We start from the raw sequence: 22500 nt of genomic DNA on the forward strand, positions 1-22500 counted from the left end.
TGAATGGCGTGAATTCGATTCGTATAAAATAGAATCCTTTCGGTAAGGGTCGTTTTTCCGGAATCGATATGGGCGGAAATTCCGATATTTCTGGTTTTTAGAAGTTTTTCGCTCGGTTTGAATTCGGCAACAGCAGTGCTCATGGCCATCCTCTTATAAAAAATTGCAAATATCTCCGGTGAAAAACACCGGCTGAGAAGTTTTGAAGAAAATCCCTCAATTTACCAAATTCCAAAAAAGAGCGGTTTTGTAAACTCAAATCAGTGAGTCAGACCGTTTAAAGGCGTTTTTCATTTGCCTGGGAACGGTTTTCAAAAAGGATGAACTTTTGCGTCTTCGACAGAACACGAAATGACGTTTTTACGTTAGGCCTTTGAAACCCGCTCCGAATAGAAAATTGATGCAGCCGCTCAAACTTATCAAGCGAAGCGTAAATAGGATTGCAAAAGTGTTTCTTTTGTTGTCTGTCGCTAGAATTCTTTGTCTTGGCTTCGCGATTGCCATATTGATCGGTTCTTTGGGGATTTTCGTATCGGAATCCGGCCGTTTGAGTTACACGGTTTCCTTGTATCTGGCCACTTCCTCGATTTGTGTCACTGGGCTTTCTCCCGTTTTACTGTCGGAACTCCAACGCTCTACGCAATTGATTATGATGTTTCTAATTCAGATCGGGGGGTTGGGAATCATCACATTCACGGTGTTGATCGGTGTATTGGTTGTCAGAGGTTTGTCGAGGAGCACTCGTCTTGCTTCTTTTGTTTACGAAGCGACGGATGCTCATTTCGCAAAAAGAATGCAAAATAAAAAATCCGAACAACATTCCGGAATTATTCTTCCCGGAAAGAATAAGACCGAAGCCGAGGCATTTTATGTGAGAAGAATGCTTTTATCTCTTTTTAATATTTCACTTTCGATCGAAGCGGTGGGCGCTTGTCTTCTTTATTTTTGTATGCCCGAGACAGATCGTCTTCCGGGAACTCCAAGTCGATTCTTTCTAAGTGTGTTTACCTCCGTTTCCGCTTTTAATAACGCCGGATTTTCCGTCGTGGACGATTTGAGTTTTTTGGCGAAAGATCCTTTGTGTTTGCTCATCATTCAGTTTCTGATTGTGATGGGCGGAATAGGATTTCCTGTGATTATCTTTATTGAAAAGTCGATCTTAGAGATCATCCAAAAGTTCATGAAAAAAATAGAAGCCGTCACGGAAACTTTTATGATGAGAAGGACGGTTCTGTTGGGAGAAGATCCGCCGACTTGGTATATCTTCATCATTACGACTTCCGTACGATTGGAAGAGCGATTGGAGTTGTACCGAAAAGAGTTATTCGGAGATGCGAATCGAATGCAAATGGCGATTATCGTGTTAGGTTCTTTGATTCTGATTCATATCGGAGGAATCTCAATTTTATTCATCGAGTACAATAATATCGAAACGATCGGAAAAATGGGATTTACGGAGAAATTGTTCAATTCCTTTTTCCTTTCCGTTTCTTCGAGGACCGCGGGTTTTAATACGTTCGACGTCACCGAAATTCGAAGTGCGACTTACGTTCTACTCTGTGCTTTGATGTTTATCGGAGGAGGTCCTCAAGGAGCCGCGGGAGGTATCAAAATCACTACCTTTTTTATATTAATCTTATATTTGAAAAACGTAATTAGGCCGCAAGCTAGAGTGCAAGCTTGGGGGGAAGACGTCTCTAAAAATTCGGTGGCTATTTCCACTCGAATCTACTTTCTTGCCACCATTTCTCTAGTCGTATTTATGTTTTTAATCACCCTTGCAAACGGAAACAAATACGGAATCGAAACCATTTTTTTCGAAGTGATGTCCGCATTTGGAACCGTGGGTTTAAGCCTGGGAATGACGGCTTATACGAACGACTTGGAGAAGTTTCTCTACATCGCACTCATGTTTATGGGGAGAGTCGGAACTTTCACACTTTTGATCGCGTTTACGGGTCATTCCGGGTTGGGAGACCTGGGAGGAAAGGACGACGGATTGAAAATTCAGGTCGGATGAAAATTCTCGATTGATTTTATCGATGTTTCCATAGAGACGAAATGAGAAGCCGAAGTCTGATATAATCTCTCGTATCGATTTGATATTGCCTAAGGGGTTTTCGATATGTTTCGGTGGGATCCTGGATTTTCCTTGATGATTTGAAGGATTATCCAGAATATAACCGAGTTATGCTCTTACAATATTTGAAATTACTCCGGATTCATCAATGGATCAAAAATGTAATCATTTTTGCGGGCATTATTTTCGCTAAGAAGCTGACCGATCCGGAGTCGGTGCAACGAGTCATTTCGGCTTTTTTTCTTTTTTCACTTGTTGCTAGTTGTCAGTATGTTCTGAACGATTATTTGGATCGCAAGGAAGATGCGTTACATCCCGAAAAAAAACATAGACCGTTAGCTTCCGGAAAGTTGGATCCTTCGTTTGCTCTTTTTATCACGGCAATCATACTTCCTTTGTCCTTAATCATGGCGTATTTATTGCATCCGGTATTTTTCGGATTGGTTGCTTTTTATCTCATGTTCAATGTGCTTTACAGCAGATTTTTGAAACATATGGTGATTCTGGACGTAATGAGTATCAGTATCGGATTTGTGATCCGTGCGATTGCGGGTTCCGTGATCATTCATGTGACTTTTTCCTCTTGGCTTTTACTGTGTACTTTTATGCTCGCGCTCTTTTGGGGATTTTCCAAAAGAAGAGGGGAGCTCATCATTTTGGAAGGAAACGCGAAGGGGCATCGTAAAATTTTGGACGAATACTCGACTAGTTTCCTCGATATGATGCTTGGAATCGTAGCTACGATGACTTTGATGAGTTATGTTCTTTACGTCACTAGTCCTGCTACGATTGCGAACCTCGGAACAGACCGTTTGATTTATACGATTCCGATTGTCGTGTATGCGATCTTTCGATCTTTGTATATCATCTATATCAAAAATATGGGTCACAATCCTACGAAAGCGATTCTTTCCGACTGGGGAGTTTTACTTGCCGGTTTGATCTGGGTCGCTTTGGTGATAACGATTATGTATTCCGATTTCGGAAAGGGAATCCGATTCGATCTTTGACCGAAAAAATTGGTTCGATTGCAATCCGTAAAAAACATGGTTTGCGGTCGCAAATTTTGAAAGACGGCGTTGGTCGACTTTTGTTTCCGCTAAAGGATTCTAATAATACGAAACTTTTTGAGCGAACGTCGGATTGAATGTAACGATTTCTGAATATAGAACGAATTTAAAAACGATGAAAGAAATTCTGAAAAAAGGCGCGGTCGCCGCACTGTGGATATCCTTATTTCTAACCGTTACAATCGTAATATCGATCTTTAAAGCCTCTGATCTAAGGCCTTCTCAATCGTTGAACGGTTTGAATTTCGTGGACGGTGGAAAATACGATTCCGAAAAGAAAGTCGTAGTCGCGTATTTCTGGGCGACTTGGTGCGGAGTTTGTTCCGCAAATCTTCCTTTGATCAAATGGTATGCGGATCGATTGGAAGGAAGTTTCCGATTCTCTTTTGTCACCCTGGAAGAAGGGGAGGATTCGAAAGAACTCGATCGATACATCCGAGAACATGATCTGAAGTTCAAGATCATTCCCGCGAATCCGTATTTGTTAAAAGAATGGAGGGTGAACGCGTATCCTTCTTTTGCGATTCTGGATAAAACCGGAACCATCCGTTTTGCGGATTCGGGGATTATGAATCCTTTGAGTTTTTTCCTGAGGATTTGGATCGCGTATTTTTTCTTTTAAGTGTCATATTACTGATCCCTATAAAGTAAGACGAAACCGGTGTCCCGAAGCGCGATTGCAAACGTGCGGCGTTATATCTACAAATTCTTGATTTTTATCTCGTAGGTCTTGATTCAGATTCGATTCTTCCCGAACCGATATACATACTATGGAACCGTTCAAACCCAAACCCTTACTGAATAAGTCGGAACTACGACAGATTAAAAAATCACGGACGAGGGTTGAGGGAAAAAAAGTAATCACGGACGACGTTAAGAAATTAAAGTCCTTGAACGTAACTCCTGACCTTCCCAAAAGAGAACTCATTCATTATTATAAAGAACCGATTTGGATCGAATATTATATTCCTCGGGAATCCAGATTCGCTTACGAAGTAAAATATTTATTTGTAAAGTTAATCGATCCGATCCCAAGACCCGCAGACGCGATTTTAAAAGATGCGATTTCCAAAGGAGAATTTGTAGACGTTTTAGACGTGATGTTCCGCTATCCCGAAAAAGAGATTCTGATTCGAAACAGTTATATGAATACGTTTTCTTTTTTGGAATCAATCTCGGCAAATTACAAACAGTTCTTAAAAACAAAGGATCCGTACGATTTGAGGATTCCTTTGTTTCATACGGAAGCCTTGATGAAATGGGAGCCTACGGTCGCCGCTCTGGAATTTTTAGGATCTTACGCGATTTATAATCTTAACTGGCTGATTAGAAAACTTAACGAAGCGGAAGAGGAATTTTCACTCGAAGACGAAACGATTTCTGTATTGATTAAACGAAGAAACGAATATTGGGAAGAAAATTCGTTGGAGGCCGATGAAGATTTCGAATTGTTTGCCGCATTATTTTATGAACAGGCTTTTCCCCACAGAGGTTCTGAATTCGAGGATGGCTTACTTTTAAAAGAGACGGATTAGGAAAACTTTAATTTTAAATGATGTTCGCTAGGCCTTTAGCGCACGTTCCGAAAATACAGAAGTCGTATTCAAAACCTGCCTCAGAATTTTACGATAAATCGCTTTTCAGATCGTTTGTAAAAAAGCTCGGAGTTTCCACAGATTACGTTCCTTAGGTAGAATTTATGGATTTTCGAACAGACTTTTTCGTTTTTAAATTCTTGCAGTAGTCCCCAAATTATAGGGTTTTACGACGGATTTTAATCCGAAACGAAAAAACTGAAAAGATACGCCGCGGTTTTGTTTTCATCCGGACGAAAGGCGACCGGTAAAATTTCCATCGGTTCATTGTACTTAAATTTTAATGTACAAAGCCTTTGTTTGCGAATCGCCTTAAAAGAAAAAAGTTCCTTAAAAATCAAACGTTTAAGGACAATTTATTTAAACCGAAATATAAAATGACTCAAGTCTATTCCAAAAATAATTTATACAGACATGAAACGGCGTTAGAATATAGGTAGATAAATTTTGGAATGGATATCTGTATGGTTAGAGATTTCCTCGAAAAGACGGAGTTTCGTTAAGACAATTTTAGATTTTTAATGAAATAAAATCGGATATTTTTTTCTAAAAAGATCTTTAATCAATCAAAAAACTTTTGATTTTGTCTCAAAATGTCGTTTCAGGGAGTAATTCTTTTTGATACATAACGGCTTGATTGATTTTTTAAAATAAAAGTTTGTATTCGAATAAAAAAGCAATGATGACCAATTCGCCGAAAGAGCAAGAAACGCAAATGACTATAAAAGACTCGAAGCCAGAACTGGTAAAGTTATATTCTTCCATTGGGAAAATCATTACCTCTTCCCTGGAACAGCAAGAAGTTTTAGATGCCGTCATGGAAGAAGTCCGTTTGTTTTTCAGTCCTGAAAACTGGAGTCTTATGCGATACGATGAGAATTCCGGGGAATTATTCTTCCTAATCGCAGAGGGTCTTGAACTCAATCGTATCAAGAACATTCGGCTGAAATCCGGAGAAGGAATTGCCGGTTCGGTTGTTCAAACGAAGTTTCCGATTTTCGTGGAGAATGTGAAAAATGACCCGAGATTTTCCAAGAGAGTCGACGAAAAAACCGGGTTTGAAACAAAAACGATCATTGCCGTTCCTATGATTTTCAGAGGACAAGTTTATGGAGTCATCGAGTTAGTAAATCGATTTGATGGTTCCTCTTTTACTCCGGAAGATTTGGTCATTCTTCAAACAATTGCGGACTTTACGGCGATTTCCTTGGCACATTCCAATCAATTCGAAGAAACGAAGGTTCTCGCGTTTCGAGATGCCTTAACGGGAGTGTTTAATCGTAATAAGTTGAATCATCTTAAGAATGAATGGTCCGATAGAAGAGTGGAAGATCATCTTGCGTTAGTTGCTCTTCTTGATTTGAATGATTTTAAAATAATCAACGACACTTATGGTCATAAGGTGGGAGATCAAGTCCTTTGCCATTTTGCAAATGTTCTACGTTATGTTATTCGAGGAACGGATAAAATTTTTAGAATCGGAGGGGATGAATTTTTGATTCTTTTTCAAAATGAGAATAAGGAAAAGATCATTCAAACCCAGAATAGATTTCAGGAAGCGATGTCAATTCTTTTGAGAAAATGTAAAGAGAATAACCCTCCTTTTCATTTTACTTGGGGTATGTCTGTGGGCTCTCTTCAGAAATTGGATGAATTGATTCACGAAGCGGATCTTTCAATGTATTCTTCTAAAGATTGAAATTTTTCCGTAATCTTAAATCTTGCTCGAGTTTGGTGTAAAAGAACTAGACAGGTTTCCATTGGGTATAGCTCCATTTTTTTCCTAAAAAACATGAGTTATTAAAAAGCGGGAGTTCCTATTCAAAAAATAGATTACTACTCATCTCTATATAATAGAATGTCCAAAATTCTGCGTCTAAGCGCGGGGATTTGTGTCCAAATTAACGGTACTCTATTTTATAGGGATCGGTAAACACTCTTTGCCCTGATTCTTAAATCGCCTTTCCCAATGGTAGCGAAACGTTGTATTTTTGATCCATTTTACTTTACAATATTCAGACCGGGAAAGTCCACTTTGGGAAAAGTCTTCAATCTCTTTTGGCCAGTCTATGTTCGTTTTTTTCATCAACCTTAGTTTAACGTGAGTTCGGTATAACAAAATGCGAAAGCGATTCTATGTTTCGGACCTGAATGCCGATCCATAGAGAGGCATTCGCTGAGTTTAGCCGATCCATAGAGAGGCATTCGCTGAGTTTAGCCGATCCATAGAGAGGCATTCGCTGAGTTTAGCCGATCCATAGAGAGGCATTCGCTGAGTTTAGCCGATCCATAGATTAGTATGATTCTTGAACGTAAGACAGCTCGAAGTGTGATATTCTTGATTCGACGGAGTCAAGAAGGCCGGTGGAGTAACTCAGCATCTCACTTCCTAAGGGTCGTTCGATGGATTGATCGCTCTCTGAACTCAGTGTCTCACTTCCTAACATAACCAAACCCCACAAATTAAAAAGGCTTTTGGGATAATAAGGATCAAAAACTGATATTTTTCAAGTGTTCCGACAAGAATGAGGCTTTTTACTTGCAAAAAGTATGATTTTCTGATATAGAAAAGTCTCCCAAGTTTTCCCGCCTCCAGGCTCAATGATTTGCTCCCTACGGGTCGCTCATCACCCCCACCCAAAAATAAGGGAAACTCAACACAACGCTTCCTAAGGGGCGCGTTGTGGGACCGAGCCTGTTTCACAGAGGATTTGTCGTAATTCCGACAGATTTATTTTCGGATCCAAATACTTGTGTGTAACGTTATGACTCCCCAAGGGGGTCGTTCGACGGTCACGAGCCATTTTATCTATGAAATCCGCGAGTGATTCGCCTAAACTTTCTTACGCCGAACTTACGTTAGTTTAACAGGATTTTGAGATTAGCGATAGGTGGAGTTCATTGAGTGCTTGCGTTTAACGTAGTGTCGTCTCTGAAAAAAATAAATGGCGTATAACGTTGATAAACTGCTTTCCGAAGCAAAAGAGTCAAAAAACCACGTAAAGCCCGGTGAAAAATGAAATCAGAAAATACCGGAAAAACCAAAATGAATCATTTCGAAATAGGAAATCACGGTATATCGCCGAAATATTCGATCTCTCGATTTAAACGAACTCCGGTAGTCTGAAAGACCTTATTTAAAGTGAGTTCGACCAGATAGTTAACATCTGCAGCGGTCGCAGCTCCTACATTTACGATAAAATTACAGTGTTCGGGAGAAATCTGAGCCCCACCTTTTACTTGCCCTCTCAAACCGGCTTGGTCGATCAATTCCCAAGCTTTGATTTCCTTTCCATTCTCCCGAAAAATTTTGGGATTCTTAAAAACAGAACCAGCGCTCTTTTTGTTTTCAGGTTGAGAAGAATTTCTTCTATCTCTTTTCTCTTTTAACGACGCTTGGATTTCTTCTAAGTTTCCTTTTTTGAGAAGGATTTCAATTCCTAAAATGATGGAATTCTTTTCGTTTAAAAATTCCGTAAATCGGTAACCATGTTTGATTTCGGAGGGTTTACGAACGAATACTTCGTTGTTCCTCAAAAATTCAACGGTTTGAATCAAATCAAAAAGTTCTCCTCCATAACAACCCGCATTCTGAATCACCGCTCCGCCTGTCCATCCCGGAATCGTACTTAAAAACTCGGCCCCCGTATAACCCGATTGTGAAATTTGTCGAAATGTCGGCGTAGTATTTGTCGCCGCTCCGATTCGGAATTTTCCCCCTCCTAAAGATTGAAATTCTTTAAATTTGCCGGACAAACGCAAAGTGACGAAGTTGTCGGGATGATCCGAGATCAAAAGATTCGAACCTCCTCCAAGAATTTTCCAAGGTATTTCGGATTTATAAAAAATAAAAAGTGCTTCCAAGATCTGATCCGAATTTTCAGGTTCGACAACCACCGGACAAATTCCGCCGATCTTAAACGAAGATAGAATGTCTAGGCGTACTTCCGATTTAAAAGGTATTTTAGAAGATTCTAAGGTTTGTTTTAGAGTTCGGATCCGAAGTTCGGAAAGAGCAAGAGACATAGGAACATTAAACGACGTTCCCCGATTATCTACCACAAGAAAAAGAACTCAAGGAAAATCCGAAATCGGTTCGATCTTGTAGAAAAGAGGTAATTTATGTTTTTTCTTTTGTTAGAATCCGTTTATCTCGATTTTGTTTCCGGCAGGACCGATTGGGAAACTTATTGTGAATCCGTAATTCTTCTCGCCCAAGATCAAGAAAAACTGGCCGGATTCGTTTAAAAAAATCAAAAAGAAAACCGAACAAAAGGTGGCACATGTTCGGATATGGTCTCTTTAAATTTTAAATCACCGAGTTTTGAGATAGATTTGTAAGCGCCTAATGAACCGCATCTTTCACTATCGTAAAAAATCTGCTAAACTTCTTTTGATGAAAAAAACGACTATCGACTGGCCAAAAGAGTTTGAGGCATTTTCCAAAAGCGGGCTATCCCAACGAGAGTATTGTAAAGAAAGGCGACTCAAATACACAACGTTCCGCTATCATTGGGAGAGACGATTAAAAAAACAGGACAAAGACGGCTTTGTGGAAGTTCCGTCCTCAGTGGTGAAAGGCGACCTAACATGCGGACCTGAATTTTTAATCTTTAAAATAGATTCATCAGGCAAGGCACATCTCGCAATCAATCTTCAACTTGGTTTAAAGCAATGGAGCTAAATCCTGGCAATAGAAAAGTGTATTTGCGACCTGGAGTCACGGATTTAAGAAAGTCGATCAATACACTTGCGATGATCGTAGAAGGTAAAATGAAGAAAGATCCGTATGAAGAAAGCCTATTTTTATTCTGCAATCGCAAGAAAGACAAATTAAAAATGCTCTACTGGGACAGGAGTGGATTTTGTCTTTGGCAGAAGAGATTGGAGGAAAGTAAATTTCCTTGGCCGAATACGGAGGAAGAAGTTCAAAAGATTCCTGTGGAAAGATTAGATTGGCTATTGAACGGAATCGATTTCTTTAAAGAGCACAAGAAATTAAAATACAAAAAAGTAAGCTGAAAGGATTGACTCATATCGGAATCATACGAAAAGTGAGACACCATGTCTTTCGATATGAACTCACTTCCGGATGATGTAGAAGAGCTAAAAAGAATCATTATATTCGAGAAGAATAAAATACTGGAATACCAGGAACAACTACAGCTTCAAAGACAGAAGGAAGTCGAATACCGGGAAGAGCTGCGACTCCAAAAGCTAAAAGAATCCGAACATCTTGAACAAATCGAGAGATTGAAGATCCAGTTATTCGGCAGAAAGACGGAGAAATGGAGTCAGATCGAAAAAGACCAAGGGCTTCTATTTAACGAAATAGAAAGTTCCTTGCGGGAAGATTCTCCCGAACCGGAAGAAAAGAGTCTTTTCACACCTGTCAAAAGCCACACGAGAAAGAAGCCTGAAAGAAAACCGTTCCCTGAATATCTTCCTCGAATTACAATGTTACACGACATTCCCGAATCTGAGAAAATTTGTTCTTGCGGACACGAACTGACTCGCATTGGAGAAGAGAAATCCGAAAAGTTAGATATTATTCCCGCAAAAGTTCAAGTCGAAGTTCATATTCGTCCCAAGTATGCTTGCAAACATTGCGAAGGAACTTCGGATGAATCTCTTCCGGTTGTCAGGATTGCTCCGGTTCCTGCTCAGATTGCAGAGAAGAGTATGCTTTCTTCCGGATTCTTAGCTTACACACTCACTCAGAAATTTGCGGATGCCCTTCCGTTTTACAGACAAGTTGGAATTCTCCAAAGATCGGGAGTGGATATATCAAGAAGCACTCTTTCCAATACTGTGATTCAAGTTTTTGAAAAAATTTCTCCGATGATTGAGGATGTGAGAAAAGAACTTTTCAAATCGAAGTATTTACAAATTGATGAGACGGTTCTTCAAGTGTTAAACGAAGAAGAAAAACCTAATACATCCAAATCGTATATGTGGGTGATTCGAGGGTTTATTACTGATCCCTATAAAAAATGGTACCTAAATACCAGCTTGTCTCCAATAACTATCGAAACTGATTGTATTTGATTTCAATATTCCTAAAGTAGATTTAGTTCTTTGAATCAATTGGCTAAGATTCTCCGGACAAAAATTAGCCATATAGTTTTTCTTCCAACGACATCAGATATATTCTTGCGGATTTAATTCCGGAGCATAAGGAGGCAAAAATTCCACTCGAAGCCTTTTCTCATTCTCTTTTAAAAATTCATTCATTGCTTTGCTTTTATGGGCAGATAGATTATCCCAGACTATTAAAATCTTTTTGCGATTTTCCTTTAGAAGTATCTTTAAAAAATAAATAAGATCCCGGCTTTTAACAGAGCCTCTTATGATCTGGAAGTAAAAATCTTTTTTAGAAATAGCGCCTATTACTGATAACTTTTTCCAAGACATCTTGTGACGAAGAATCGGTGTCTTTCCGATTAAGCTCCAAGTTTTTACCGTATATGGATTCTGGCTGATTCCGCTTTCATCTAAAAATATGACCTTAAACCCTTCATTCTCTGCTTTTTTTTTATACCGGGCCAAGTTTTCGTTTTCCAAGTTTCAATTGCATTTTCATCTCTTTCCAACGCTCTTTTTTTAGGTTTTTGATACGAAAACCCTAATTGATGCAAGAGAGTTCCCACATAATCTTGATGATACGTTACTCCGAATTTTTTTCGTATGATTTCCGATACGCGATACGTTGACCAAAGTTCATTCGGATAACCGTTACTTATCGGACCTTTCAAGATGATTCTTTTTAATTCTTTCTTCTCTGAAATGCTCAATTTGGTCGGTCGACCTCGTTGGCCATTCCATTTTACTCCTTCGATTCCTTCCGATTCATATTTATCTCGCCAACGCATTACCGATTGTTTACGTACGCCAAGCTTTTTTGATACTCCGTAGCACGTGTAGCCCTTTTTCAAGAGAGCAAATTCACTTCAACCTACGTTTTTCCAAACGTTTTAACTTTTCCCTTTCTAAGCTTTGCATTATGACAATGGGATATGATGGATATATTTTTGGTACTCTTTTTTGTAGGGATCAGTAATGCTCCGACACAATGGATTGTTAAAGAGATCGGTAAATTGTATGCAGTCGAGTCGAAGGCTAAGTTATCTTCGGAAGAGCATTTAAGTCTGAGACAATCGGAATCCAAGCCAATTGTTAACGTGATTCGTTCTTGGATGAACAAGCGGATCGTCGAGGTCGCTCCCAAATCTTCGATGGGGAAGGCTCTTTCGTATCTTGCCGGTCAATGGGAAAAGTTGATTTTGTTTTTAGATCATCCCGAGTTACAGTTGGATACGAATCTTGTCGAGAATGATATTCGTCCTTTTGTTGTCGGTAGAAAGAACGGGCTTTTCTCTGGTTGTCCAGAAGGGGCAACTGCGAGTGCGGGCTTTTATTCTCTGATTCAGTGTGCGAAGCTCGCAGGTTTCGATCCATATGCGTTTTTGCGGGAGCTTTTTAAATCTTGGGAAACGCACCCGAGAACTCTTGCTTGCAAGGATTTACCTCAATTCAGAGAGACTGGGCTTCATTAGGCGCTTACTGTGGAATACTCGATTCCTTATTCCTTTTCTTAATAGAAACTTCATCAACCTTTGACGATTCCTTCCTAAATCCAAACGAAGACTGTTACGCGATCTTAAATAATCTCTACTACTTCGTCTTCTTCTCTGGGAACATGGATCGATTCCAAATCACCACTTCGCAATAATCTCGCTAACTTGATCGCATCTTTTATCTGTTTTGATTTTATCCGAGCTTTGTCTCGGGATCTTCCCGGGTGCTATCAGTGTGCATTTCACCCCTAAAGAATTCAAATATCTGTAAAGTGGGTATCCCGTTACTCCTGCCTCGTAACAACTATGGATTTCGTTCCATTCCGATTTCAACTTTTGGATGAACTTTTTGGTCTGCCCTTCTTCATGCTTGATCTATTGTTCCTTCGCTATTTTCGAATTGTTCGTTAAAATCGCGATTCTGATCGTTTCTTTGTGGACATCCATTCCTACATATTCTTTTCATTACGTTCCTTCTGTTGGTTTTCTTGTTTTGTGGTAAATGCAAACTTTGCATCTAACCCACGGTTTTCAAGCTCAGAAGAGGCGCCATTTTGTCTTATCTAAATTTGTAAAATAATATTATTAATTTTGAATATACTTAAATCCGGACTGTAAAGTTTTACCTCTTAAAATCAGACTGGGATTGTTATAAGGCATACAAGGTATCTTATAGTCGTAACATTGATCGCCTTCTGCAGGAATAAAAACTTCTAAATCATTCATTTGAATCTTTTTAAATTCTAGATTTTGCGGAATTTCTATTTTTTTAGGACGAACAAAAAATGCTGAGTTTTCCCGAATAAAATTCTTATATCTATTATAAGTTCTGCGGTTTATTAAAAAAACGGATATTATAATAAAAATGAAAACAAGAATTATTTGTTTTGAAGTTTTCGATATTTTGATGGGAAAAAAATTAATCCTAAAATTGAAATAGAACAAAGGTAAAATTGCGGAAACACTTAGAAAAGCTTTACCGAATCTTATATCGGGAGCAAGTAAAATCCAGAAGATTGCTCCAATCCAAGAAGTAAAAAGTACTGCAAACGTTTGAAAATCTATTTTTATCTTTTTAAATAAACTATATATAAAAATAAAAATTGGCGATAAGAACGATATAACAATAAAAAGTCGATTCAATTTTGAGATTGTATTCCACCAAATCGGGAACCATTCCCAAAACTTCATCTGAGCCGCTTCTTTATATCCTTCTCCTGGATTTCTTGCCCATCCCGTGATCGATAATTTTTCGGAAACGACAGCATTCAAAGGAACTTTCCAATCAAAATTAAAAAAATCAATTGCAGGAAAAGGATAAATCAAATAACCGGTTAAAATAACATTCCTTATTAACCAAGGTAAAAGTATCAAAGATACAACCGAAATTATGATCGATAATTTTTTTTCTTCGAATTTATATCGAATCATTAAAAATAGAACCAATATACAAAGTGGAACGGTCGCTAACTTAATACTTATCGTATATACTGATAAAATAATGGATGAAAAATAATTTTTAAAATTTAACTCTGAGATAGTAGTGTTTTCTTTTTTTGGTAAGTTTGTTAAGATATACAATGGAAGTACAATGGAAATTAAATCTGGACTGGGAGATGATAAGCTCATAAACTGATCTAAAATTAAAAATAATACAATCAAATTTAATAAGAAAAAATTTGTAACCTCTCCTTTTTTCAAAATTTTATATATTCTATTTATAAAATGTAATACCAATGTTGAATAAACTACAAAATTGATCGAAAATATCTCCTGATCAAAAACTTCCTTTAAAGAGGTAAGCGCAAAAATTGTAAATATATTCGGGTTAAAACCAAATCTTCCATGTAAGTTGGCTAAACCGGGAACTACTGAATATTCCTGAATCCATTTGATAGATTGAATATGATAAAGCCCCGAATCGTAAGCAAATGGAGGGTTTAAGGAAAAAATCAGCGCCGATAATAAAAATGGAAACGCTATGATAATAACGATATTTTTATGAATGAATCCAAACGTTAACCTCTTTAGATTTCCTCTTTCAAAGTATAAAAAGACGGAACAAAATAGTAGAAAAATGAATAATACTAATACGGTTATTGGTAAAAATAAAGATACAAGAGATACTAACGTATTTGTTACGGATAAACCTACTAAAACCCTAGCCGTAAATTGAAATTTCACTTTTAAAATTTTTTCCGCTAAAATTCCAAAAGAAATAAAAATATACAAAGATAAAATACCGGAAATTAAAATGGCAAGCATAGATGATCTTTTGATTTTTTTTAGATAATCAGATTCGCAACCAAATTTAACAAGCTTTTGCCGATTTGGGTTTGATTTTTTCAATAATTTGGAGTTTTTTCTTAAAATTTATTTTAAAGATGGGTTTACTGATCCCTATAAAATAGAGTACCGTTAATTTGAGCATAAATCCCACGTTTAGGTGCAGAACTTTAGACACCCTATTATGTAGAGATGAGTAATTACAAAATGTTTGTTTTTCCTCTCGAAATAAAATTACGGATTTCAGTGATTTTTACCGGCTCGACGGCTTCTAAGACTCTTAGTTTTTCTTTGTATTTAAAGATTATTCCGACATGTGTATATCGCGATTTGGTGGCTATTTTGATGGCCTTGCCTTGTTCTGAGAAGGTTTCCTGAAATATTAAATCGCCTTCTTTAAGTTTATCGATGAAAGGCTCGCTATTCAATCGGTGAGAAACGAGAAAAATCGGAATCAGGAATATAATGTTTCACTTCTTTTAAACGGTGCTTTGCAGGCATTACGCCTAACTATAATTTCACGAAATATTTTTCGGCTCTGAGCATGCTAAACGCGCGAAAAAAGTGGCGCGAGACTTGAGCGACCTTAGTTGCGTCTCGCAAGTTGCAGTTAGACGATCGGTTCGAGAATCTTTGCGGATAGCTCCCCAATTTATTCTTGGCATTTTTCGAGTATACCTTTTAAGGATTGAATCAATTTGTGATTGATTTCTTTTTGCTAATTTGATTTTCCCTATTCGATTTTGCTCCTCTAAATAAATATAGGAACGTTTCTTTAAATCATTTAGGAATTCAGAAGGCTTCTTAATTTCCGCTATTACTTGCTCGTGTTCCGTAATAACGATTGTCTCTCCAGCTTTTGCTAAATGAAGATATTTATTTAGATTGTTTTTAAAATCTCTTATTCCTACGGATTTCATGACTTAATTATGACCACTGCAGCCCTTATTCAAGATCTTTGCAATAGCGTTTTGGACTGTAGCTTAAGGACTGGCTTCGACGCTACGTTTCGCAAACCGAGTGACAAAACGGATGTGGCGAAGACCATAATGAGCGCCCCGAACGAAGCGGAGAAACAAAGTTATCTGATGCGGAAGCCCAAGAGAACGTAGCGTTTTTTCTTGCTGCAAAAGTAAAGTCGTTTTAACCATAACCTTACCCACAAATTGAAAAGGTTTTTAGAATCAGAAAGATCAAAAAACGCTCATTTTTCAAGTGTTCCAACAAGAATAAGGCTTTTTACTTGCAAAAAGTATAATTTTCTGATAGAGAAAAATTTCCCGAACCTTTCCGCCTCCACCAAAAAGAAGGGAAACTCAGGCACAACGCTTCCTAAACTCAGTAAACACCTTCCTATGGGTCGGTGTTTAGGGCGCGTTGTGGGAACTAAGTTTCACAGAGGATTTGTCGTAATTCCGACAAATTGATCTTGAGATCCCATTACTTGTGGGTAAGGTTATGGTTTTAGTCGACTGCGGCCTTAAGCGCGGCGATGTCGATTTTCTGCATCTTCAACATCGCTTGTGTTGCACGCTCAGCCTTCGCGCGGTCTTTATGTGACACAAGTTGTAAGAGAATCTTGGGCGTTATCTGCCACCAGAGACCGTATTTATCCTGAACCCAGCCGCACATACTTTCTTTACCGCCGCCTGCGAGGAGGGCGTTCCAATAATAATCGACTTCTTCTTGTGTTTCTACGCTGATCATGAATGAGACGCCCCAGTTGAATTGAAACTCAGGCCCGCCATTGTAGGAAAAAAACCTTTGGCCGTTCAGAATGAAATCGGCTTGCATCGCGTTAGCCCTAAGAATTTTGGATTTCTTGAAGATCGATACATAGAAATTCGCCGCTTCTTCGGGGTTCGCGTTGAACATGAGAAAAGGTGTTATGCTGTGCGACGGAGCGCCCACGAATTTAACTTTCGTTCCGTCAGGTTTTTGCTTCGGGGGACTGTTTGTTTTCTTTGATTTCGTCATGTTTTTCTCCTTTTAGAGCGATTTGATTGTCTGTGTTGCAAATTTTACAGTCTGTTCCAAAACCACAGTTTACTTTTTCGGAAAGATCAAGCTGCGGGAACTTAACAGAACGCTTCCTAAATTCAAATCTCGCGCTCCCAAGAGTCGCGAGATAGGGCGCGTTCTGGGTTTTTGTTCCTCGTCAGTTTTCCGTAAAAAAAGACCATTGAGGAACAGGTGCTCTTGTCAGAATAGCTGTTTCGAATTTTTTGCTAGATAGACCATTCGCTGCACGAACATTTGATGATTTAGACTTGTTCGAATAGTTGCATTGATGAACTTTTCGAAATTCATTTATCAGAAAATAGACTTCGTAGACTGCTTACATGATTTCCAGCATTATTTAATGGACTTAATAAAAATATTAAATCTTTCCTTCTATCAAGCGGGAAGCCCGAAATGTTTCATGCGTAATCCCTGGTAGATAATGAAAGAAACTTTTCAACGTTGCGTCTCCGAGCGCTTACGCGAGAAAGGGTCACGAACTTACTATTACTGTAAGTTTCTTCTATTACAGCGTAGTAAAGTGGGCAAAGCGATGTGTCGGAGGCCGTAGTGAGTTCGAAGGAAACAGTGAGTGACGAACAAAGCGAGAAGTCGAAGTTAGGCGAGCCCCGCTTGCCCCATGGATGGGGGCCTCTTGATTTTATAGTCCCTCCGGATGTTGTGAAAGCCAGGCTACGTATTTCTTCTTTATCTCGTCCCTCTTAATCTCGGACTGAAGAACAATATCTGCCCTACCATCGTAAGGAGCATAAATCCATTTTTTACTTTCAGATAAAAACATTACATTAGCGATCTTATCGTCAGCTATCAGTCTTAAAATTGGATCGAAAAACTTTTTCTTCCACGGGAAGTCTTTAATAAAAATATGCCAATATGTGTTGGCTCAATCCAGTTATCAGATAACTTGTGCATCGCGATAGAACGCCAAAATTTCATCTCAGCAAGCAAAGTTTTATCAATTTGATCATCCCAGAATGGCACCTCTGAGCCCGAGTAACTCGTTACGAGTAAATGGATCTCATTTAACTGATCCAATAATCCATCCAAAATAATTTGCATTTCTGATTCATTTTCAGAATAGCGCTTCGATTCGGGCAGAGTATGTATTCTCACCCAGCGAGATGAAAATAGGTCTCGAAATAGATGAGAAATTGGCGGGCAGTTAGGGAAATTCAAATCCCAAAAAGTATCAAATTTTGATTTCACTTTTGTTTTAAACCGCCCTATCTTTTAAGCTCTTCGTCTACTTTATCTGAAAGTAAAAGCTTTATTAAAGATTGATATGGAATATCTTTCTTGTTTGCCATAACTTTCAATCTATCAATTAATGCTTCCGGTAATCTTAGAGAAATCATTTTTGTTGTAGGTTTTAAATTTGGGAAAGATACTTTTTTAGCCTTTGAATAATCGATATAATCCGCAGAATCATTCTTAGACCAAAAATCAATTTCAGCACTCTCTGATTTTAAATGAGGTATCTTTTTACGAGTTTTCATAGATTTTTATTTCCCGAGGAGTCATTTCACGAACTGAAATAGGTCGAATCTTATCTTTTCGAATTGTTATTACAGCAAATAACTTTCTTCCTTCATTCGTAATCCCTAAAACAATATATCGATCTTCTTTTCCTGAATGGTAATCATCTGGAACTACAAGTAAAGGATTGTTAAAAAAGATTTCTTCTATTTCGCCAGGTTTTATTTTATGCTTTTTCCAATTCTTTTCAATATTACCTAAATCCCAATCGAAACCTGTGATCTGGCTTAAATCTGGCAATTCCATTTGTATATCGTTAAGATATACAAATGGAATTGAATTTCAAGTAAAAATTTACTATTATCAGCCTCTTTTCTTTTGATTTCTTTAATAAAAACTTCAAACTCTGCTTTCAAAATAAATTTTAGCCACTATTGCAACTAACTGCGGCTTCTCGACGTTTGCGCTCCCGGAGCGCTTGTGCGCAAAGGGATTGGCACGAGACTTGAATGAGCCTTAGCGAACGTCTTGCAAGTCGAGGAACAAAACAATGTGCCGGAGACCAAGTGAGGATTGCGATAGCAATCCCGAAGCGCCGCGAGAAGCCGAAGTTCGTGCGAATTTGAAAGATTATCGACATGGGTAAAGCAGGTCACCGTGTGTAATTCAGTTTGGTTGGTTTCTCAAGTTTAAGGCCAAATGATGGCAGTTCAGTTCAAAGGCATTCCGAAGATAAACAAAGTGTGCTGCATGACGTAAATAACCTGTATCGAGGTGCACCTGGTCACAGTTTTCCTCCTTTGCGATCTGAATGACGTGCTTAAGAAGTTTATCCCCATAGCCATGACCGTGAAAATCTCGCTTCGTAATCAGATCGTCGATATACAAAATTTTACCCCAAGCTAGCATATGGAAAAAACGAAATCCAATGCATGCAATAATTTCCTTATCCGAGCAAATAGCATGAATGCTATACCCCTCAGAGATCTGCTGCAACACCATTTGTACAAATACTTCCTTGTCGGTCAGATGCGGCCTCAGTTCTCGAAAAGCGGGATAGACATTTTCGATATCAGATATAGATTCGATTTTTCGAATTTGAAGAGATTCCATATTAACCAATCCTCAAAATTGCAATTCCCATCTCAGAGCACAGTCACGGAAAAGTAGCAGGACGACAAACTTAATATCCTTACCCTTCCCGCCCTCAAGTTCACCGACAAGGCGTATATTTTGCAGTGCGAATGGCAGTCAACTCTTGGATTAAGTAATTGGTTCCAATTTCAAGTAAACATTTCTATATTACCGCCTACTGCAAGTATTCCAATCATGCTTAGAACCGGTCTCAAAACTCCTTGTACTTTGAGAGTGTAATACTATAATTGTGAAATGGACAAATATTATTCAGAGATTCCCGAGGGACTTTGGAAACAAATAGCCCCTTTGATCCCAAAAGAGAAGTCAAAGCCGAAAGGTGGTCGCAATCGCGTTCCAACAAGAGTCGTAATGGCAGGTATCATCTATCGAATGAAAACAGTCTGTCAGTGGCGTGCAATTCCGAATGACTTTGGATCGGGTCAAACTTGTCACAGAAGATTTCAAGAATGGGAACGAGCGGGAGTATTCAAAAAGATTTATAAATCTATTTTAAAATATTATGATGTGAAGAATAAGATAGCTTGGGATTGGGCTTCGATGGATTCCGCAATGGTCAAGGCTCCCAAAGGGGGAGTTTAACCGGGAAAAATCCTACAGACCGTGCCAAATTGGGAGTTAAACGGCATATTCTTACGGATGGAAACGGAATTCCATTGGCAATTACGTTGAGCGGAGCGAACGTTCATGATAAACGCAATGTAAAAGATACATTGAATTCCATCTTGGTTTTTTCCGGAAGAAAAAGAAAAAAACCAAAACACCTTTGTTTAGATAAAGGTTATGACTTCAAAGATATAGAAGCATTGATCAAAAGAAGAAACATTCGACCTCATATTCGGAAAAAAGGTGAAAAACCTCTCATTGGTAAATACAAAGGAAAACCTAGACGTTGGGTCGTCGAAAGAACAAATAGTTGGCATAATCGATTCAGAGCTATTTTGACTCGCTGGGAAAGAAAAGCAGAAAACTATCTGGCTTCTCTTTATCTTGCAAGCTCAATCATTGTTTTTAACTTTTTTAATAGGTAGTTTTGAGACCGGTTCTAAGGTCGTTTCCCTAACTACAAATTTACGAATGTCTTTGAAGTTTCCCGTTTCAAGAACTCCACTATCTTTTCCGAAATGACTTCTTTTGGAAGAGGTCCTATCTCTGCGACTTTTCCAAAAGAGGAATAAATAATCACACTCGTCTCTCCTTCGCCAAAACCCTTCTCATTTTTCCCGACATAGTTTCCAACGATATAATCCAGATTCTTATTTTTTAACTTGCCGATGGCGTGTTCTTCCAGCGAATTTGTTTCCGCCGCAAACCCCACCAAACAGCAACCGCGGATTGTATCTTTCAAAATCTTAGAACTCACTCTCTTCAAAATGTCCGGATTTTTTACAAACTCCAAAAGCAAAGTTTCACGACCATCCTCTTTTTTGATTTTGGTTTCTTTACTTTCGGCCGGTCGGAAGTCCGCCGGAGCGGCGGCCATAACCAATAGAGTGTCGGATTGAATTTCAGAAAGAACGATATCACACATTTCTAAAGTAGTTTCCACGGAAACTCTTTTGATTCCGACGGGACTTTTATATTCTTCTTGAACTAAACCGTGAACGTAAGTGACATTCGAGATCCATTTCCCGATTTCTTCGGCGATATGAAATCCCATCTTACCGGAAGAAGCGTTCGAAATATATCGAACTGGATCGATCCATTCTCTCGTCGGTCCGGATGTAATGATAGCCTTGGAAAATCCCACTTTGATTTCTCTTTATCTAAGATTTTTTTGGCGCACGTCCAGAATCAACTTTTGAATCAAAGAAATTTCGGCTAACTTTCCATAACCTTCATCCCCGCAAATGACCACACCTTTGGAAGGATCTGCGAGAATCACTCCGTCGTCCACTAAACGCTTTAAATTTCTCTGAACCGCCGGATGTGCGTACATAAAAGGATTCATCGCCGGAGCGACGATCACCGGACAATTTGCCGCAAGATACGTGGAAGTTACGAGATCGTCCGCGATTCCGTTCGCCATCTTGCCGATTATGTTTGCGGTTGCGGGAACCACTGCAATCACTGAGGCGGAATTTTTTGCATCGATATGAGCCATTCCCTCTTCGTATTCGTCAACCCGAACTTTTTTGCCGGTCATTGCTTCGAACGTAATCGGGCCGACAAATTTAGTCGCGTGCGCCGTCATAATCACGCCGACAGGATAACCTTCTTTCGTGAGATTCCGCACGAGTTCGCATGCCTTATAGGCCGCTATACTTCCTGAAACGGCAATGAGTATTTCTTTTCCGGAATTGGACATAGGCATATCAATCCGATTTTATTTCTTAGACTGAACCTTATTGCTCAAACCGACTCTCGTAAAACGTACGGAAAGAATTTTATTCCCTTCCATTTTTTCGACGGTAAGAGTTCCCGATTGTAAAGCGATCGTGGAACCTTCTTCCGGCATATCTTCTAAACGACCTAAAATAAAACCCGCAATCGTGCGAATGTCCTTGATTTCTTCCTCTTGAACACCTACGAGAATTTCTTTCAGATCGTCCAACTCCGCTGCCCCATCGATCGAGAAACTATCGGAATGTTGCGTGGGAAACGGGTCCGTCTCGTGATCGTCGGTTTCGTCGCGGATCTGTCCGAAAATTTCTTCGATGATATCCTCTAAAGTAAGAAGGCCGGAAACTCCGCCGTATTCGTCGATAACGATCGCCATATGCTGTTTGTTTTCTCTGAGTTTTTGCATTACCTTTTCGATCGAAAGACCCTCGGGGACGAAAATCGGAGGTTGCATAATGGCCGTTACTTTTTCCTTTCTTCCTTTTTTGGAATTGGATAACCAAGTAAGATACGTTTGAACGTGAATGATTCCTATGATCTTATCCGTGTTGCCTTCGTAGATCGGATATCTCGAAAAATGATGTTCCGCGATGATCGAAATCAAGGAATCCATCATAGTATCATGCGGAATTCCTATGATGCTCAAACGATGAGTCATCACGTCCTTTGCCTGATGTTCCGAAAACTGGAACGTATTTTGGATGATCTGAAATTCTTCCTGGTCGATCTTCCCCTGTTTATTTTGTTCCTCTATGATGATCATCAATTCTTCGGGGGAATGCATCATTCTACTCTTATTGGCTTGGATTCCCATTAACCTCAAAAGAAAGGAAGTCAGCTCGTTTAAGAAAAAAGTAATCGGATAGAATATATAATAAAAGAAGAATAAAGGAATG

General features: G+C 38.9%; 23 protein-coding genes and 6 pseudogenes (2 of these 29 only partly in view). 11 read left to right on the top strand and 18 right to left on the bottom strand.

Features of this window, described 5'->3' with window-relative positions; genetic code table 11:
* Positions 1-143, bottom strand: partial view of an elongation factor G gene (gene fusA, locus FHG67_RS03195; protein ID WP_004497959.1) — the beginning only. The gene continues 1978 nt to the left of window position 1, outside the view; 143 of the gene's 2121 nt are visible here — the first part of the coding sequence; it begins with the start codon at positions 141-143; the stop codon falls past the left edge of the window.
* Between the two features lie 257 nt (positions 144-400).
* On the opposite strand from fusA, the gene FHG67_RS03200 reads away from it, so the two are divergent.
* From FHG67_RS03200 to FHG67_RS03215, 4 genes are all read left to right on the top strand, one after another.
* Positions 401-2020, top strand: coding sequence for a TrkH family potassium uptake protein (locus tag FHG67_RS03200; protein ID WP_004499114.1), 1620 nt, complete (start codon positions 401-403; stop codon positions 2018-2020).
* Between the two features lie 170 nt (positions 2021-2190).
* On the top strand, positions 2191-3090 hold the full coding sequence (locus FHG67_RS03205; RefSeq protein WP_016759603.1) for a decaprenyl-phosphate phosphoribosyltransferase: 900 nt from the start codon (positions 2191-2193) through the stop codon (positions 3088-3090).
* A 175-nt stretch (positions 3091-3265) separates the two neighbouring features.
* Entirely contained in the window at positions 3266-3772 is a 507-nt protein-coding gene (locus FHG67_RS03210; protein ID WP_026054463.1) for a thioredoxin-like domain-containing protein, read from the top strand.
* Between the two features lie 148 nt (positions 3773-3920).
* Positions 3921-4685: a hypothetical protein gene (locus tag FHG67_RS03215; protein WP_004499107.1), complete on the top strand. Its 765-nt coding sequence runs from the start codon at positions 3921-3923 to the stop codon at positions 4683-4685.
* A gap of 239 nt (positions 4686-4924) precedes the next feature.
* Here the strand turns inward: FHG67_RS03215 and FHG67_RS21615 are convergent, their stop codons facing one another.
* Positions 4925-5086 carry a hypothetical protein gene (locus tag FHG67_RS21615; RefSeq protein WP_004497965.1) on the bottom strand — a complete coding sequence of 54 codons (162 nt, stop codon included), beginning with the start codon at positions 5084-5086 and terminating at the stop codon, positions 4925-4927.
* 338 nt (positions 5087-5424) lie between these two features.
* Here FHG67_RS21615 and FHG67_RS03220 point away from each other — a divergent pair, with 338 nt between their 5' ends.
* A complete protein-coding gene (locus FHG67_RS03220; protein WP_002619678.1) occupies positions 5425-6444 on the top strand; it encodes a sensor domain-containing diguanylate cyclase in 1020 nt (339 codons plus the stop codon).
* Positions 6445-6657: 213 nt separating this feature from the next.
* On the opposite strand, the gene tnpA (FHG67_RS22795) is transcribed toward FHG67_RS03220, so the two are convergent.
* Together tnpA (FHG67_RS22795) and murB are read right to left on the bottom strand one after the other, a co-directional pair.
* Complete coding sequence (gene tnpA, locus FHG67_RS22795) at positions 6658-6831, bottom strand: IS66 family insertion sequence element accessory protein TnpA (protein ID WP_415857764.1); 174 nt, start codon at positions 6829-6831, stop codon at positions 6658-6660.
* Between the two features lie 983 nt (positions 6832-7814).
* On the bottom strand, positions 7815-8771 hold the full coding sequence (gene murB, locus FHG67_RS03225; RefSeq protein ID WP_036074798.1) for a UDP-N-acetylmuramate dehydrogenase: 957 nt from the start codon (positions 8769-8771) through the stop codon (positions 7815-7817).
* 96 nt (positions 8772-8867) lie between these two features.
* On the opposite strand from murB, the gene FHG67_RS22590 reads away from it, so the two are divergent.
* From FHG67_RS22590 to FHG67_RS03240, 4 genes and pseudogenes are all read left to right on the top strand, one after another.
* Complete coding sequence (locus tag FHG67_RS22590; protein WP_002630182.1) at positions 8868-8993, top strand: hypothetical protein; 126 nt, start codon at positions 8868-8870, stop codon at positions 8991-8993.
* A 148-nt stretch (positions 8994-9141) separates the two neighbouring features.
* Positions 9142-9429: an IS66 family insertion sequence element accessory protein TnpA gene (gene tnpA / locus FHG67_RS03230; protein ID WP_039931918.1), complete on the top strand. Its 288-nt coding sequence runs from the start codon at positions 9142-9144 to the stop codon at positions 9427-9429.
* Positions 9420-9767, top strand: coding sequence for an IS66 family insertion sequence element accessory protein TnpB (tnpB, locus tag FHG67_RS03235; protein ID WP_142499651.1), 348 nt, complete (start codon positions 9420-9422; stop codon positions 9765-9767). Before tnpA (FHG67_RS03230) ends, tnpB begins: the two co-directional genes overlap by 10 nt.
* Before the next feature lie 42 nt (positions 9768-9809).
* Positions 9810-10727 (top strand): annotated as a pseudogene (locus FHG67_RS03240) (transposase); the annotation flags it as partial.
* Between the two features lie 18 nt (positions 10728-10745).
* Here the strand turns inward: FHG67_RS03240 and FHG67_RS03245 are convergent.
* Positions 10746-11747 (bottom strand): annotated as a pseudogene (locus FHG67_RS03245) (IS630 family transposase).
* A gap of 56 nt (positions 11748-11803) precedes the next feature.
* Here FHG67_RS03245 and FHG67_RS03250 point away from each other — a divergent pair.
* Positions 11804-12301: pseudogene (locus FHG67_RS03250) on the top strand (IS66 family transposase); the annotation flags it as partial.
* 27 nt (positions 12302-12328) lie between these two features.
* On the opposite strand, the pseudogene FHG67_RS03255 reads toward FHG67_RS03250, so the two are convergent.
* From FHG67_RS03255 to FHG67_RS03295, 10 genes and pseudogenes are all read right to left on the bottom strand, one after another.
* Positions 12329-12769 (bottom strand): annotated as a pseudogene (locus FHG67_RS03255) (IS110 family transposase); the annotation flags it as partial.
* Positions 12770-12907: 138 nt separating this feature from the next.
* Positions 12908-14587, bottom strand: coding sequence for an LIC_10190 family membrane protein (locus FHG67_RS03260; protein ID WP_004499119.1), 1680 nt, complete (start codon positions 14585-14587; stop codon positions 12908-12910).
* Between the two features lie 210 nt (positions 14588-14797).
* Positions 14798-15075 (bottom strand): annotated as a pseudogene (locus FHG67_RS03265) (YiiX/YebB-like N1pC/P60 family cysteine hydrolase); the annotation flags it as partial.
* 51 nt (positions 15076-15126) lie between these two features.
* Positions 15127-15528, bottom strand: coding sequence for a type II toxin-antitoxin system Phd/YefM family antitoxin (locus tag FHG67_RS03270; RefSeq protein ID WP_004499111.1), 402 nt, complete (start codon positions 15526-15528; stop codon positions 15127-15129).
* 544 nt (positions 15529-16072) lie between these two features.
* The gene (locus FHG67_RS03275; RefSeq protein WP_004495493.1) at positions 16073-16585 is read right to left on the bottom strand and encodes a VOC family protein; all 513 of its coding nucleotides are present in this window, start codon (positions 16583-16585) and stop codon (positions 16073-16075) included.
* 685 nt (positions 16586-17270) lie between these two features.
* Positions 17271-17411 (bottom strand): DUF3885 domain-containing protein, encoded by a 141-nt coding sequence (locus tag FHG67_RS22955; RefSeq protein WP_004495512.1) that lies wholly within the window; start codon positions 17409-17411, stop codon positions 17271-17273.
* 32 nt (positions 17412-17443) lie between these two features.
* Positions 17444-17836, bottom strand: a complete 393-nt coding sequence (locus FHG67_RS03280; RefSeq protein ID WP_141638414.1) for a DUF3885 domain-containing protein — start codon at positions 17834-17836, stop codon at positions 17444-17446.
* A gap of 17 nt (positions 17837-17853) precedes the next feature.
* Entirely contained in the window at positions 17854-18126 is a 273-nt protein-coding gene (locus FHG67_RS03285; RefSeq protein ID WP_004495507.1) for a BrnA antitoxin family protein, read from the bottom strand.
* Complete coding sequence (locus FHG67_RS03290) at positions 18113-18412, bottom strand: BrnT family toxin (RefSeq protein WP_004495478.1); 300 nt, start codon at positions 18410-18412, stop codon at positions 18113-18115. The genes FHG67_RS03285 and FHG67_RS03290 overlap by 14 nt, the downstream gene beginning before the upstream one ends.
* Before the next feature lie 360 nt (positions 18413-18772).
* Positions 18773-19219, bottom strand: a complete 447-nt coding sequence (locus tag FHG67_RS03295) for a GNAT family N-acetyltransferase (protein WP_016759627.1) — start codon at positions 19217-19219, stop codon at positions 18773-18775.
* Between the two features lie 276 nt (positions 19220-19495).
* Between FHG67_RS03295 and FHG67_RS03300 the strand changes: the two are divergent.
* Positions 19496-20292 (top strand): annotated as a pseudogene (locus tag FHG67_RS03300) (IS5 family transposase).
* A 32-nt stretch (positions 20293-20324) separates the two neighbouring features.
* Here the strand turns inward: FHG67_RS03300 and FHG67_RS03305 are convergent.
* The 3 genes in view from FHG67_RS03305 to FHG67_RS03315 are tightly spaced (at most 18 nt apart) and all read right to left on the bottom strand, a layout consistent with a single transcriptional unit that may run on beyond the window.
* Entirely contained in the window at positions 20325-21011 is a 687-nt protein-coding gene (locus FHG67_RS03305) for a phosphopantothenoylcysteine decarboxylase domain-containing protein (RefSeq protein ID WP_004495455.1), read from the bottom strand.
* A gap of 12 nt (positions 21012-21023) precedes the next feature.
* Complete coding sequence (locus FHG67_RS03310; protein WP_004501671.1) at positions 21024-21569, bottom strand: phosphopantothenoylcysteine decarboxylase; 546 nt, start codon at positions 21567-21569, stop codon at positions 21024-21026.
* A gap of 18 nt (positions 21570-21587) precedes the next feature.
* Positions 21588-22500, bottom strand: partial view of a hemolysin family protein gene (locus FHG67_RS03315; protein ID WP_004495484.1) — the 3' portion only. The gene runs 422 nt beyond the window's last position; only the last 913 of its 1335 coding nucleotides appear in the window; its start codon lies off the right edge, out of view; it ends in the stop codon at positions 21588-21590.

This window comes from Leptospira weilii (assembly GCF_006874765.1).
Classification (GTDB): Bacteria; Spirochaetota; Leptospiria; order Leptospirales; family Leptospiraceae; genus Leptospira; species Leptospira weilii.

Bases quoted from the DNA above. Each gene is read 5' to 3' on its own strand.
- FHG67_RS03200 (WP_004499114.1), top strand. From the start codon at position 401: ATGCAGCCGCTCAAACTTATCAAGCGAAGCGTAAATAGGATTGCAAAA.
- FHG67_RS03205 (WP_016759603.1), top strand. From the start codon at position 2,191: ATGCTCTTACAATATTTGAAATTACTCCGGATTCATCAATGGATCAAA.
- FHG67_RS03210 (WP_026054463.1), top strand. From the start codon at position 3,266: ATGAAAGAAATTCTGAAAAAAGGCGCGGTCGCCGCACTGTGGATATCC.
- FHG67_RS03215 (WP_004499107.1), top strand. From the start codon at position 3,921: ATGGAACCGTTCAAACCCAAACCCTTACTGAATAAGTCGGAACTACGA.
- FHG67_RS03220 (WP_002619678.1), top strand. From the start codon at position 5,425: ATGATGACCAATTCGCCGAAAGAGCAAGAAACGCAAATGACTATAAAA.
- tnpA (WP_415857764.1), bottom strand. From the start codon at position 6,831: ATGAAAAAAACGAACATAGACTGGCCAAAAGAGATTGAAGACTTTTCC.
- murB (WP_036074798.1), bottom strand. From the start codon at position 8,771: ATGTCTCTTGCTCTTTCCGAACTTCGGATCCGAACTCTAAAACAAACC.
- FHG67_RS22590 (WP_002630182.1), top strand. From the start codon at position 8,868: ATGTTTTTTCTTTTGTTAGAATCCGTTTATCTCGATTTTGTTTCCGGC.
- tnpA (WP_039931918.1), top strand. From the start codon at position 9,142: ATGAAAAAAACGACTATCGACTGGCCAAAAGAGTTTGAGGCATTTTCC.
- tnpB (WP_142499651.1), top strand. From the start codon at position 9,420: ATGGAGCTAAATCCTGGCAATAGAAAAGTGTATTTGCGACCTGGAGTC.
- FHG67_RS03260 (WP_004499119.1), bottom strand. From the start codon at position 14,587: ATGCTTGCCATTTTAATTTCCGGTATTTTATCTTTGTATATTTTTATT.
- FHG67_RS03270 (WP_004499111.1), bottom strand. From the start codon at position 15,528: ATGAAATCCGTAGGAATAAGAGATTTTAAAAACAATCTAAATAAATAT.
- FHG67_RS03275 (WP_004495493.1), bottom strand. From the start codon at position 16,585: ATGACGAAATCAAAGAAAACAAACAGTCCCCCGAAGCAAAAACCTGAC.
- FHG67_RS22955 (WP_004495512.1), bottom strand. From the start codon at position 17,411: ATGTTTTTATCTGAAAGTAAAAAATGGATTTATGCTCCTTACGATGGT.
- FHG67_RS03285 (WP_004495507.1), bottom strand. From the start codon at position 18,126: ATGAAAACTCGTAAAAAGATACCTCATTTAAAATCAGAGAGTGCTGAA.
- FHG67_RS03290 (WP_004495478.1), bottom strand. From the start codon at position 18,412: ATGGAATTGCCAGATTTAAGCCAGATCACAGGTTTCGATTGGGATTTA.
- FHG67_RS03295 (WP_016759627.1), bottom strand. From the start codon at position 19,219: ATGGAATCTCTTCAAATTCGAAAAATCGAATCTATATCTGATATCGAA.
- FHG67_RS03310 (WP_004501671.1), bottom strand. From the start codon at position 21,569: ATGTCCAATTCCGGAAAAGAAATACTCATTGCCGTTTCAGGAAGTATA.